We start from the raw sequence: 13,008 nt of genomic DNA on the forward strand, positions 1-13,008 counted from the left end.
TTCTACCTCAGCTTCAGGGTGGCAAGGCCGATCAGCACCAGAATCACGGTGATGATCCAGAAACGGACGATCACACGCGGCTCGGGCCAGCCCTTGAGTTCAAAGTGGTGGTGGATCGGCGCCATGCGGAATACGCGGCGGCCGGTCAATTTAAAGGAAGCAACCTGAATGACGACTGACAGGGTCTCCATCACGAACACGCCGCCCATGATGAACAGGACGATTTCCTGGCGAACGATGACAGCGATGGTGCCCAGGGCCGCGCCCAGCGCCAGCGCGCCGACGTCGCCCATGAAGACTTGCGCCGGGTAGGTGTTGAACCACAAAAAGCCCAGGCCGGCACCGATCAGTGCGCCGCAGAACACGATCAGCTCGCCCGCCCCCGGCACATAAGGGATCAGCAGGTATTCAGCGAATTTCACGTTACCCGACAGGTAGCAGAAGATCCCCAGCGCGCCGCCGACCATGACCGTCGGCATGATCGCCAGGCCGTCGAGGCCGTCGGTGAGGTTGACCGCGTTGCTCGAACCGACGATGACCAGGTAGGTCAGCACGATGAAACCTGCGCCCAGCGCAATGCTGTAGTCCTTGAGCATCGGCAGGATCAGGGTGGTTTCCACCGGCGAGGCGGCGGTCATATAAAGGAAGATCGCCGCGCCGAGGCCGAACACCGATTGCCAGAAATACTTCCAGCGGCTTGGCAGCCCACGGGAGTTCTTCTCGATCACCTTGCGGTAGTCGTCGACCCAGCCGATGGCGCCGAAGAACAGGGTCACCAGCAGCACGACCCAGACGTAGCGGTTCGCCAGGTCGGCCCAGAGCAAGGTGCTGATGCCGATGGACGACAGGATCAACGCGCCACCCATGGTCGGGGTGCCGGATTTTGACAGGTGCGATTGCGGACCGTCGTTACGGACCGACTGGCCGATCTGCAGGTTCTGCAGAGTGCGGATCATCCACGGGCCCAGGAACAGCGACAACGACAACGCGGTCAGCACACCCAGGATCCCGCGCAGGGTCAGGTACTGGAAGACCGCGAAGCCTTTGTGGAACTGTTGCAGGTACTCCGCTAGCAGCAGCAGCATTAATGTTTCTCCGTGGAGGCGCCGCACAGTGCCGCGACGATGTTTTCCATCGCTGCGCTGCGTGAGCCCTTGATCAATAAGGTGGTGTTCGGGTCCTGCTCGGCGCCCAGGGCCTGGATCAGTTCGGCTTGAGTGGTGAAATGCCGCGCGTGTTCGCCAAACGCGGCGACCGCATGGGCCATCATCGGACCGACCGCATACAGCGCATCCACCTTGCCGCGTGCATAGGCACCAACGTCGTGATGGCCCTGTTGCGCCCATTCGCCCAGTTCACCGATATCCCCCAGCACCAGCACGGTGCGGCCGGAGAAACCGGCGAGGATGTCCACGGCCGCGCACATGGACGACGGGTTGGCGTTGTAGGTGTCATCGATGACGCGCATGCCGTTGCTGGCCAGTTGCGCAACGGAGCGCCCCTTGACCGGCTGCACGGCGTTCAGCCCGGCGACGATGCCCGGCAGCGACACGCCCAGGGCATGGGCGGCAGCCGCCGCGGCCAGGGCGTTGGCGACGTTATGGGTGCCCAGCAGGTTCAACTGGACCCGCTCGGCGCCGTCGGGGCTGTGCAGGTTGAAGGCCGGGCAACCACGGGCATCACGGTCCAGGTCGCTGGCGTAGAAATTCGCGGCGAGGTTGCTCAGGGCAAAGGTCAGCACCTTGCGCTCGCCCGCACGGGTCTTCCAGATTTCAAAAGCCTTGTCATCGAGATTCAGCACGGCGATGCCATTGGCATCCAGCCCTTCGATGATTTCGCCCTTGGCCTCGACGATTTTTTCCGGGCCGCCGAACTCGCCGACGTGGGCGGTACCGGCGTTGTTGAGCACCGCCACATGAGGCTTGGTCATGGCCACGGTGTAGGCAATCTCGCCGAGCCGCGAAGCCCCCAGCTCGATGACGGCAGCACTGTGTTCCGGCGCCAGTTCCAGCAGGGTCAGCGGCACGCCGAGGTCGTTGTTCAGGTTGCCCCGGGTCGCCAGCACCGGACCGCGGGTGCGCAGGATGCTGGCGAGCATTTCCTTGACCGTGGTCTTGCCGCTGGAGCCGGTGATGGCGGCGACCGGGTTGCCATACGCCGCACGGTTCAGCGCACCGAGCTGGCCCAGGGCCTGGCGGGTGTCGTTGACGAGCAATTGCGGCAACGTGCTGTTGCTCACTTCCCGCTCGACCAGGGCCGCGACCGCACCTTTGCCCGCGACCTCGTTCAAGTAATCGTGGCCATCGAAACGCGGCCCGGCCAGGGCGACGAACAATTGCCCCGGTGCGATCGCTCGGCTGTCGATGCTGACGCCGTCGAAACTGGCGTCCGCGGCGATGAGGCGCGCATTCAGGGCGTTGGTCAGTTCGCTGAGTTTCAGGGCCTTAAGCATGGGCCACCTCCCACGCGGTCAGGGCGTGATCGGCTTCCACCAGATCGGAGAACGCATGGCGTTCGCCGTTGATTTCCTGATAGTCCTCGTGGCCCTTGCCGGCCAGGACGATGACATCGTCCGCCGAAGCGCTGGCGATCAACTGGGCGATGGCCTGGCCGCGACCGGCGACGAAGGTAACGTTATCCACAGCGGTAAAACCGGCGCGGATGTCGTCGAAAATCCGCAGCGGGTCTTCGCTGCGCGGGTTGTCGTCGGTGACCAGCACGCCGTCTGCCAGCCGCTCCACGACTTCGGCCATCAACGGGCGTTTGCCGCGATCGCGATCGCCACCGCAGCCAAACAGGCACAGCAACTTGCCCTTGGCGTGAGGACGCAAGGCCGTGAGGACTTTTTCCAACGCGTCGGGGGTATGGGCGTAATCGACCACCACCAACGGTTGCGCCCCACCGCCCAGTCGCTGCATGCGCCCGGCGGGCCCTTCCAGCTTTGGCAACACCTTGAGAATTTCGTCCAGCGCGTAGTCCAGGCCGAGCAAGGCGCCGATGGCCGCCAATACGTTGCTCAGGTTGAAGCGGCCGAGCAAGGTGCTGCGCAAGTGGTGCTCGCCCTGGGGCGTGACCAGCGTGGCGCGCACGCCTTCGTCGTTGAACTGGGCCTGACGTATATAAAGGTAGGCGCTGGTATCTTCCAGGCTATAGGTGATCAACCGGGACTCGCGCTTGTCGGCGGCCAGTTGCCGACCGAACTCGTCATCGAGGTTGATGACCCGGCATTTCAAATCATTCCAGGCAAACAGCTTGGCCTTGGCTTCACCGTAGGCCTGCATGGTGCCGTGGTAATCCAGGTGGTCCCGAGACAGGTTGGTCAACACCGCCACATCGAATGCCAGCGCCGTCACCCGGCCCTGATCCAGGCCATGGGACGAGACTTCCATCGCAACAGCCTTGGCACCGGCCTTCTTCAGGTCCGCCAGGGTCGCTTGCACGGCAATCGGGTTCGGCGTGGTGTGCAGGCCGCTCTCCAGTGCGCCATGAAAACCGTTGCCCAAGGTGCCGACAATGCCGCAATGCTGGCCGAGCAGGTCCAACGCCTGGGCCACCAGCTGGGTCACGCTGGTCTTGCCGTTGGTACCCGTCACGCCCACCAGGTTCAGGTGACGGCTCGGGTCGCCATAAAAACGCCCGGCGATGTCCGACAGCTGCGCCGCCAGGTCCTTGACCGGAATCAAGGGCACGTCAGTGATCGGCAGCACGGTGGCGCCTCGCACTTCATAAGCCACGGCAGCCGCGCCACGCTTCAGGGCGTCTGCGATATGGTCGCGGCCATCGACACGGGCGCCCGGCACCGCCAGGAACAAGTCCCCGGCGCGTACATTGCGGCTGTCCAGGGCCAATTCACGAATCAGCAGATCGTGACCGGCGTGGGCGAAAATCTTGTTCAGGCTCAGGGACATCAGCCACGCCCTCCTTCGGCTTTCAAGGGAACGACCGGTGCGGTATTGGCCTGCTGGGTCGGCGGCAGGTTATCCGGGGTAATGTTCATCAGGCGCAGGGTGCCGGACATCACTTTGCTGAACACCGGCGCCGAGACCAGGCCACCGAAGTAGCCCGCCTTGCTCGGTTCGTCGATGACCACGACGATGGCGTAGCGCGGGTCGCTCATCGGGCCGAAGCCGGCAAACAGCGAACGGTAGGAATTCTCGGCGTAGCCTTTGGTGCCCACGGAGGTCTTACGGGCCGTACCCGATTTGCCCGCCACATGGTAGGCCGGCACCTGGGCGCGATAGACACCACGCGGCGCCTCGATCACCTGCTGCAGCATGCCCTGCATGGTCTTGGCGACATTTTCCGGGATCACCTGGGTGGTCTGCGGCGCCTTGTCGGTCTTGATCAGGGTCAGCGGTGCCATGCGCCCGTTGTTCGCCAGCGCGGAAAACGCATGGACCAACTGGATCGCGGTCACGGAAACACCGTAGCCATAGGACAACGTGGCGGTTTCAGCCTTGCGCCAGTCACGGTAGTTCGGCAGGTTGCCGACACGCTCGCCCGGGAAGCCCAGGCCGGTGTCCTGGCCGAGGCCGATTTTCTGGGCCAGGCGATAGATCGTTTCGCCGCCGATATCGAAGGCGATCTTGCTCATGCCAACGTTACTGGAGTTGATCAGGATGCCGGTCAGGTCGAGCACCGGACCTTCGGTCTTGGACACGTCGCGGATGGTGTACTTGCCGATCTGCAGGGTGCCCGGGTACACCTCGACGGTGTCGCTCGGCTTCCAGCGCCCGGTTTCCAGGGCGGCGGCCATGGACACGGCCTTCATGGTCGAACCCGGCTCGAACACGTCGATCATCGCGCGGTTGCGCATCATCGCCGGCTGCAGGTTGCGACGGTTGTTCGGGTTGTAGGTCGGCTGGTTGACCATCGCCAGGATCTCGCCGGTCTTCACGTCCATGATCACCAGGCTGCCAGCCTTGGCACCGTTCTCGACGATGGCATTGCGCAGTTCGCGGTTGGCCAGATATTGCAGGCGCAAGTCAATGGACAACGCCAAGGGCTTGCCGGCCTTGGCGTTTTTGGTGACTTGGACATCCTTGATCAGCCGGCCGCGCCGGTCCTTGATGACCTGTCGCTTGCCGGCGACTCCGGCGAGCCATTCGTCATAGGCCAGTTCGACGCCTTCCCGGCCCCGGTCATCGATGTCGGTAAACCCGACCATGTGGGCCGTGACTTCACCGGCCGGGTAGAAACGCCGGAACTCTTCGATGCCGTAGACACCGGGTACTTTCAAGTCGAGCACGCTCTGGCCCTGCTCGGGCGTCAAGCCGCGCACCAGATAAATGAATTCCTTGTTGGCCTGGGCTTCGAGGCGCTCGGCCAGGGCCTTGGGGTCCTGCCCGAGTGCGGCGGCCAAGGCCGGCCATTTTTCCTTGGCCAGCTGCATTTCCTTGGCGTTGGCCCACAAGGTGGTCACCGGGGTACTCACGGCCAGGGGTTCGCCATTGCGGTCGGTGATCAGGCCACGGTGAGCCGGGATCGGAATATGCCGCACACTGCGGGCATCGCCCTGCCCCTTGAGGAAGTCACGGTCGACGACCTGCAGGTCGATGATGCGCCACGAAATCGCCGCCACCATGATCCCGAGCAAGCCCAGGACCAGACGAAACCGCCACGGGAACAGCGCCCCTTCGAGTTTCATCATGGCGCCACCATCTGCACTTCGGCGGCGCCGGGAATGCGCATTTTCAACTGTTCGGTGGCCAGGACTTCGATACGGCTGTGGGCGGTCCAGGTGCTCTGCTCCAGGATCAACCGGCCCCACTCGGCCTGCGCCTTGTCGCGCACGCTGAGTTCGTTATAAAGGGTATTGAGCAACTGCCGGTTCCAGTGCGCGCTATAGGACACGGCGATGGCCGACACGAGCACGCCGATGAACAGCAGCAGCATGAAAAAGCTGCCGCCGGGCAGGGGCTTGGCGAAGAGCTTGCTCACCGCAACTTCTCCGCGACGCGCATAACGGCGCTACGGGCGCGCGGGTTGGCCTTGAGTTCGGCTTCGGAAGCGAACTGCGCCTTGCCATGGATCTTGATTTTCGGCACGAAGGCTTCGAAACGCACCGGCAGGTTGCGCGGCAGGTTATCGGCTTCACCCTTGGTGAGCTTGCGCATGAACAGCTTGACGATACGGTCTTCCAGGGAATGGAAGCTGATCACCACCAGGCGACCGCCGATCTCCAGCGCCTCGAGCGCCGCTTCGAGACCCACCTGCAGATCGCCCAGTTCGTTATTGACGTGGATGCGCAAGCCCTGGAAAGCCCGGGTCGCCGGGTTCTTGCCCTTTTCCCAGGCCGGGTTGGCCACTTTCAGCACCTCGGCCAGGTCGCCGGTGCGCTCGAAAGGCTTGATGTCGCGGCGTTCGACCACGGCACGGGCCATGCGGCCGGAGAAGCGCTCTTCACCGTACTCCTTGAAGACACGGGCGATTTCTTCCACCGGGGCGGTGTTGACGAATTCGGCGGCGCTGATCCCACGGGATGGGTCCATGCGCATGTCCAGCGGGCCGTCATTGAGGAAGCTGAAGCCGCGCTCCGGGTCGTCCAGCTGTGGCGACGACACGCCCAGGTCGAGCAGCACGCCATTGACCTTGCCGGCCAGGCCGCGCTCGGCGACTTCCGCGCCCAGCTCGGCGAAGCTGCGCTGCACAACGACAAAGCGGCCGTCTTCGGCCGCCAGCGCTTGCCCGGTGGCAATCGCTTGAGGATCCTTGTCGAACCCCAGCAACCGGCCGTCCGGACCCAGCTGGCTGAGGATCAACCGGCTGTGCCCACCACGCCCGAACGTGCCGTCCAGATAGCAGCCATCAGGACATACGGCGAGCGCCTCGACGGCCTCGTCAAGCAGTACGGTGATGTGGTTAAAGCCGCTATCAATAGTCACAGGATCAAATCACGCAGTTCGTCAGGCATGGCGCCCGGTTGTTGAATAGCAGCGAGGTCAGCGGCAGAAACCGCATTCCAGGCATCTTCGTCCCACAGTTGGAACTTGTTCAGTTGGCCCACCAGCATCGCGCGCTTATCCAGCTTGGCGTACTCGCGCAGGCGCGGGGGCACCAGGAAACGACCACTGCCATCGAGCTCGAGGTCGACGGCATTACCGATCAGCAAGCGTTGCAGACGGCGGTTTTCTTCACGCAGCGAAGGCAGTGCGCGCAGTTTGGTTTCGATGATTTCCCACTCATCCAGAGGATAAACACACAAACATGGGTCAACGGCGTCGATCGTGACGATTAACTGCCCCGAACTTCGCGAAACGAGCTCGTCACGATACCGGCTGGGCATGGCGAGCCGGCCTTTTGCATCGAGACTGATAGCGTTAGCTCCGCGAAACACGTCAGCGTTTCTCCACTTTTTGGCGTTTTACCTTCAAAAAAACCCACTTCATGCCACTTTCCGCCACTTGCGCACACTATAGGAATGCGCCCACCGCACCGTCAAGGCGCGTAATGAAGGAAAAGCCTTATAGATCGGAGATTTAGGAGCGTTTCAGGAGGGGTAACAAGAATCTGACGTAGGAAAATTCGCTCCAACCTGAAGCAGCACAGGGGACTGCGCGCACAAGTTAAAGTGATTTGTTAAGAGTAAGATTTTTTTGGTATTAGGAACTGCGTCTGCCAGTGATTCCGGCAGGAAGGGAAAAGGTGGAGAGTCGATCTGTAAGCCGGGTTCTGTCTTGAACAGTCATTCGTCTACGATGGCCATCACTGGACATCTTTAGCAACCTACCCGGTCCCAGCGCGGGCCACGCCTTGGGACCCTATTTGGTCTTGCTCCAAGTGGGGTTTACCTAGCCACGAACTGTTGCCAGCCGTGCGGTGCGCTCTTACCGCACCTTTTCACCCTTACCGGCGCCGAAACGCTTAGGCGGTTATTTTCTGTGGCACTTTCCGTAGGCTCACGCCTCCCAGGCATTACCTGGCACTTCGCCCTATGGAGCCCGGACTTTCCTCCCCCCCCTAATTCTCATAGAGGGCAGCGACTGTCCGATCGACTCTCCGCCGCGAAGGTTAACGGTAGAGCGCTTGAAGAACAAGCGCTAAAAGCCCCGGGCCAGCACCGTGTCCCGGTTTCACTGGTCTTTCTGTTTTTCCAGTGCGACCTGATACAGCACATTCTTGCGCTCGCCAGTGATCTGCGCCGCAAGGGCCGCGGCGCGCTTGAGGGGCATTTCCTCGAGCAGCAGGTTCAGGACGCGCATCGCCTCGCCGCTGACGGCGTCCTCGCTTTGCGGCGGCGTCCAGCCCGCCACCAGCACGACGCACTCGCCGCGTTGCTGGTTGCTGTCGCTTTCGACAAAGGCGCGCAACTCGCTCAACGGCAGCCCCTTGAGGGTTTCAAAGGTCTTGGTCAACTCCCGGGCCAGCAGCGCCTGGCGTTCGGCACCGAACACCAGCTCCATGTCCTGCAGGCATTCCAGAATGCGGTGCGGCGCCTCATAGAAGATCAGCGTACGCGGCTCTTCCTTTATAGCTTCCAGGCGTGCCCGCCGCCCCACCGCCTTGGCCGGCAGGAAACCTTCGAAGATGAAACGGTCCGACGGCAGGCCTGCCGCCGACAGCGCCGCGATCAACGCGCAAGCCCCCGGCACCGGCACCACGCTGATACCCGCCGCCCGGGCCTGGCGCACCAGATGATAGCCAGGGTCGGAAATCAACGGCGTACCGGCATCGGAAATCAGCGCGATGTTGTCGCCTGCCAACAGCCGGGTAATGAAACGACTGCCTTCGTCCCGCTCATTGTGTTCATGACAGGCCGCCAACGGCGTGGAAATGCCGAAATGTTGCAGCAGGCGCTGGGAGTGACGGGTGTCTTCAGCCGCGATCAGCGCAACCTCCTGCAGGATTTTCAGCGCCCGGGCGCTGATATCGTCCAGGTTGCCGATGGGCGTCGCCACCACATAAAGCGAGCCGGCAGCGGAATTCAAAGCACCTGGAGCAGTCAAAACGCGCACCTCATGATCGTAAAAACCGCCATTGTAGCGTGTGCCAGCCATCTCAGCTGTTCACCACAGAGGCAATACCCTGTCTTTTGTGGCGCGCCGCACTCTTTGAAATACCTAAATTGATCGATTCACACCAGTAACATCGCGCCCCGGCCAGTGCTTGGGTACAATTCGACGCTAATTTGATCTCGTATCGGGAACACTTACATGATCGCTTGCCTGCGGCTGCTCTCCGCCCTCTGCCTCGCTGCCCTCCTCGCGGCCTGCGCCAGCTCGCCCTCGTCCAGCCTTGGCGAACTTCCACGGACCCCGGATGCCAGTATCGAGCAGTTGCTCGAACAGGCCACCCAAAGCAAAACCCCGGAAAAAGCCGCCCTGCTGCGCCTGAGCGCCGCAGACCTGGCCTACCGCCAGGGCAATGCCGGCCAGTCCGCACAGATCCTGCAACAAGTGCCGATGGAACAACTCAAGCCCGGCCAGCAGATTTTCGCCAGCACGCTGTCGGCGGAACTGGCGATGACCCGCAACCAGCCCAAGGCAGCGCTCACCGCCCTGAGCCACCCAAGCCTGCAACACCTGAGCGAAATGCCCGTGGAGCAGCAGGTCCGCACCGGCACCGTCCGCGCCCGCGCCCTCGAAGCCGACGGCCAGACCCTGGCCGCCGCCAAGGAGCGCATCTTCATCGCACCCTTGCTGAAGGACGATGCCGCGGCGAAAAACCACGAAGCCATCTGGTCGCTGATCGCCTCGCTGCCCACCGACCAATTGCAGCCCGCCTCCAACGACGACCTCGGCGGCTGGTTGAGCCTGGCCCAGGCCGTCAAGACCGCCGGCACCCTGGAACAGCAGCAGGCGGCCATCGACCACTGGCGCGAACAGAACCCGAAGCACCCCGCTGCCCTGCAACTGCCGACGCCCCTGGTCAAGCTCAAGGAACTGGCCAGCCAGCCACTGAGCAAGATCGCCCTGCTGCTGCCACAAAGTGGCCAGCTGGCAGCGGTTGCCAAGGCCTTGCGCGAGGGTTTCATGGCCGCGCACTACCAGGCCCAGCAGGCCGGGCAGACGCCGCCCAGCATCCAGTTCTATGACAGCGCCAGCCTGACCTCCATGGACGAGTTCTATCGCAAGGCCCAGGCCGACGGCGTGCAACTGGTCATCGGCCCGCTGGAAAAACCCTTGGTCAAGCAGATCAGCACCCGCCCGCAATTGCCAATCACTACCCTGGCGCTGAACTACAGCGAAGGCGAGCAAGGGCCACCGCAACTGTTCCAGTTCGGCCTGGCACCCGAGGACGAAGCTCGCGAAGTGTCCCGTCGCGCCCGCGCCGATGGCCTGCACCGCGCCGCCGCCATGGTACCGAAGGGCGAATGGGGCGATCGCGTACTCAAAGCCTTCAGCCAGGACTGGCAGGCCAACGGCGGCACCATCGTCGCGATCGAACGGGTCGACCAGCCGGTCCAACTGGCCCAGCAGATCGCCGACATGTTCCAGTTGCGCCAAAGCGAAGGTCGCGCCAAGAGCCTGCAAAGCACCGTGGGCACCACGGTCGCGGCCCAGCCGTCCCGTCGCCAGGACATCGAGTTCATCTTCCTGGCCTCGACACCGCAGCAGGCCCAGCAGATCAAGCCAACCCTGAACTTCCAATACGCCGGCGACGTGCCGGTCTACGCGACGTCTTCGGTGTTCAGCGCCAGCGGCGACCAGAACCAGTACAACGACATGAGCGGCATCCGCTTCTGCGAAACCCCGTGGCTGCTCGACGCCAATGACCCGCTGCGCAAGCAGGTCACCGCGCAGTGGCCCCAGGCGGGTGGCAGCCTGGGTCGGTTGTACGCGATGGGCGCGGATGCCTATCGCCTGGCACCGCGCCTGGGCCAGCTCAAGACACTGCCGGACAGTCGCATCGAAGGTTTGTCGGGCAGCTTGGCCGTGTCGCCCACCCAGCGCGTACAGCGTCAATTGCCTTGGGCCGAGTTCGTCAACGGCCAGGTGCAGCGCCTGCCGGACACCCAGCGCTGATGCCTGACCGATCACGCCAGCAAAGCGGACGGGATGCCGAGGGCCAGGCCCTCGCGCATCTCCAGCAACACGGCCTGCGGCTGGTGGCGCAGAACTGGTTGTGCAAACGCGGCGAGCTTGATCTGGTCATGCTTGACGGCGATACAGTAGTATTCGTCGAAGTCCGCTACAGAAAAAATACCCAATGGGGTGGCGCGCTCGACAGCATTGACGAGCGCAAGCGCCAGAAGCTGGTGTTCGCCGCGCAGTATTTCCTGCAACGCGAGTCTCGCTGGGCCGATTATCCCTGCCGCTTCGACGTGGTTGCCATCGACAGCAACGCCGCCCAGTTGAACTGGCTGCAGAACGCCTTCGACAGTTGAGCGCCCATGCCGAGCCGGACACCTTCACCTAACTTTTTTGCTCTTTGCTTTGCGCGCCGCACATGTTTGTGCCCATAAGCCGCGCTACTTAAGGTCACACAGATGGACATGCAATCGCGAATTCGCCAGCTTTTTCAGGCCAGTATCGACACCAAGCAACAGGCGATGGACGTACTTGCACCGCACATCGAGCAAGCCAGCCAAGTGATGGTCAACGCCTTGCTCAACGAGGGCAAAATGCTTTCGTGCGGCAATGGCGGCTCGGCCGGCGACGCCCAGCATTTCTCGTCGGAGCTGCTCAACCGCTTCGAGCGCGAGCGCCCGAGCCTGCCGGCGATCGCCCTGACCACCGACAGCTCGACGATCACCTCGATCGCCAACGACTACAGCTACAACGAAGTCTTCTCCAAACAGATCCGCGCCCTGGGCCAACCTGGCGATGTGCTGCTGGCGATTTCCACCAGCGGCAACTCGGCCAATATTATTCAAGCGATCCAGGCCGCACATGATCGCGAAATGATTGTCGTAGCATTGACCGGTCGTGACGGCGGTGGCATGGCATCGCTGCTATTGCCCGAAGACGTCGAGATCCGCGTACCGGCCAATGTCACCGCACGTATCCAGGAAGTCCACCTGCTGGCGATCCACTGCCTTTGCGACTTGATCGACAGCCAACTGTTCGGGAGTGAAGAATGACCCCTAATCGCCTAGGCCTTCTGGCCTTGACCCTGTGCCTCGGCATCAGCGGCTGCACATCGGTGGTTAATGCCAGCCGGGAAAAGCCGATTGAAGACGACCGCGGTACCCGCACCTTCGGCAGCAAGATCGACGACTCCCTGATTGAAACCAAGGTCGGCGTGAACATTGCCAAGGCCGACCCGGACCTGGACAACAACTCGCACATCGTCGTCACCAGCTTCAACGGTGTCGTACTGCTGGCCGGCCAGACCCCACGCGCCGACCTCAAGGCCAAGGCCGAGCAGGAAGCCAGCGCCGTGCAGCGGGTCAAGACCGTGCATAACGAGTTGCAAGTCCTGCAACCCTCCTCCCTGCTGGCGCGCCAGAATGACGCCTGGCTGACCACCAAGATCAAGACCCAGATGCTCACCGATGCCAGCATTCCTGGCTCGCGCATCAAGGTTGTGACCGAGAATGGCATCGTCTACCTGCTGGGCCTGCTGACCAAGCAGGAGGCCGCCCAGGCGACCAACCTGGTGCAGGGTGTGTCCGGGGTACAGAAGATCGTCAAGTTGTTTGAGTATATTGACTGAGGCGACTCGCGGCTCTTGAGGCTGCATGCGGCTAAAAAACGGTGCTCACTCATACAGGGGGAGCGCCGTTTTTTTGTTTGGTTGGGGGCGCCCAGATCAAGATCAAAAGCCAAAGCAAGGCGGCCTTACAGCCCCTCAATCCAAACTGTGGGAGATTCTATGGTGCAGGGCTACCCCCTAAATGCCTTTCGGTAAATATTCGCTCTGATTCTTCAGCAGGGCGAATACCACTCGGGCAAGCTTGCGGGCCAGTGCTACTAATGCTTCGGTTGTGCTGAGTCCCCGGGCCCTTAGTGCCTCATAAAAACCCTTCCATGCCGCTGTGCGCCTCGCCGACATCGCGGCGTTATGCATCAATCGACGGGCCTCTGGGTCACCTCGCTTAGACAGGCAGCGGCGTCCCTTCTTTTT

At 62.4% G+C, this 13,008-nt stretch carries 12 protein-coding genes, 1 other RNA gene and 1 pseudogene; 4 read left to right on the top strand and 10 right to left on the bottom strand.

What is annotated here, in order from left to right:
* Positions 1–2: 2 nt before the first annotated feature.
* From mraY to rsmI, 9 genes are all read right to left on the bottom strand, one after another.
* Positions 3–1,085: a phospho-N-acetylmuramoyl-pentapeptide-transferase gene (gene mraY, locus BLO80_RS12020; protein WP_039591553.1), complete on the bottom strand. Its 1,083-nt coding sequence runs from the start codon at positions 1,083–1,085 to the stop codon at positions 3–5.
* Positions 1,085–2,452 (bottom strand): UDP-N-acetylmuramoyl-tripeptide--D-alanyl-D-alanine ligase, encoded by a 1,368-nt coding sequence (gene murF / locus BLO80_RS12025; protein WP_092331856.1) that lies wholly within the window; start codon positions 2,450–2,452, stop codon positions 1,085–1,087. The genes mraY and murF overlap by 1 nt, the downstream gene beginning before the upstream one ends.
* Positions 2,445–3,908, bottom strand: coding sequence for a UDP-N-acetylmuramoyl-L-alanyl-D-glutamate--2,6-diaminopimelate ligase (locus tag BLO80_RS12030; protein ID WP_072408878.1), 1,464 nt, complete (start codon positions 3,906–3,908; stop codon positions 2,445–2,447). Before BLO80_RS12030 ends, murF begins: the two co-directional genes overlap by 8 nt.
* Complete coding sequence (locus tag BLO80_RS12035) at positions 3,908–5,647, bottom strand: peptidoglycan D,D-transpeptidase FtsI family protein (RefSeq protein WP_170842280.1); 1,740 nt, start codon at positions 5,645–5,647, stop codon at positions 3,908–3,910. Before BLO80_RS12035 ends, BLO80_RS12030 begins: the two co-directional genes overlap by 1 nt.
* Positions 5,647–5,940: a cell division protein FtsL gene (ftsL, locus tag BLO80_RS12040; protein WP_003178214.1), complete on the bottom strand. Its 294-nt coding sequence runs from the start codon at positions 5,938–5,940 to the stop codon at positions 5,647–5,649. Before ftsL ends, BLO80_RS12035 begins: the two co-directional genes overlap by 1 nt.
* Complete coding sequence (rsmH, locus tag BLO80_RS12045; protein ID WP_371914571.1) at positions 5,937–6,884, bottom strand: 16S rRNA (cytosine(1402)-N(4))-methyltransferase RsmH; 948 nt, start codon at positions 6,882–6,884, stop codon at positions 5,937–5,939. Before rsmH ends, ftsL begins: the two co-directional genes overlap by 4 nt.
* The gene (gene mraZ, locus BLO80_RS12050) at positions 6,881–7,336 is read right to left on the bottom strand and encodes a division/cell wall cluster transcriptional repressor MraZ (RefSeq protein ID WP_003205355.1); all 456 of its coding nucleotides are present in this window, start codon (positions 7,334–7,336) and stop codon (positions 6,881–6,883) included. The genes rsmH and mraZ overlap by 4 nt, the downstream gene beginning before the upstream one ends.
* Positions 7,337–7,644: 308 nt before the next feature.
* Positions 7,645–7,998, bottom strand: an RNA gene (rnpB, locus tag BLO80_RS12055) — RNase P RNA component class A.
* 74 nt (positions 7,999–8,072) lie between these two features.
* A complete protein-coding gene (gene rsmI, locus BLO80_RS12060; protein WP_092331983.1) occupies positions 8,073–8,945 on the bottom strand; it encodes a 16S rRNA (cytidine(1402)-2'-O)-methyltransferase in 873 nt (290 codons plus the stop codon).
* Positions 8,946–9,152: 207 nt separating this feature from the next.
* Between rsmI and BLO80_RS12065 the strand changes: the two genes are divergently transcribed.
* The 4 genes from BLO80_RS12065 (at position 9,153) to BLO80_RS12080 (ending at position 12,597) form a co-directional block, all read left to right on the top strand.
* Complete coding sequence (locus BLO80_RS12065; RefSeq protein ID WP_060740749.1) at positions 9,153–10,964, top strand: penicillin-binding protein activator; 1,812 nt, start codon at positions 9,153–9,155, stop codon at positions 10,962–10,964.
* Positions 10,964–11,326: a YraN family protein gene (locus BLO80_RS12070; protein ID WP_060740748.1), complete on the top strand. Its 363-nt coding sequence runs from the start codon at positions 10,964–10,966 to the stop codon at positions 11,324–11,326. Before BLO80_RS12065 ends, BLO80_RS12070 begins: the two co-directional genes overlap by 1 nt.
* A gap of 102 nt (positions 11,327–11,428) precedes the next feature.
* Positions 11,429–12,022, top strand: coding sequence for a phosphoheptose isomerase (locus BLO80_RS12075; protein ID WP_007928463.1), 594 nt, complete (start codon positions 11,429–11,431; stop codon positions 12,020–12,022).
* Positions 12,019–12,597 carry a BON domain-containing protein gene (locus tag BLO80_RS12080; RefSeq protein WP_030139689.1) on the top strand — a complete coding sequence of 193 codons (579 nt, stop codon included), beginning with the start codon at positions 12,019–12,021 and terminating at the stop codon, positions 12,595–12,597. The genes BLO80_RS12075 and BLO80_RS12080 overlap by 4 nt, the downstream gene beginning before the upstream one ends.
* A 177-nt stretch (positions 12,598–12,774) precedes the next feature.
* Here BLO80_RS12080 and BLO80_RS12085 read toward each other — a convergent pair.
* A pseudogene (locus BLO80_RS12085) lies at positions 12,775–13,008 on the bottom strand (IS110 family transposase); the annotation flags it as partial.

The organism is Pseudomonas sp. NFACC56-3, assembly GCF_900100025.1.
Classification (GTDB): Bacteria; Pseudomonadota; Gammaproteobacteria; order Pseudomonadales; family Pseudomonadaceae; genus Aquipseudomonas; species Aquipseudomonas fluorescens_AA.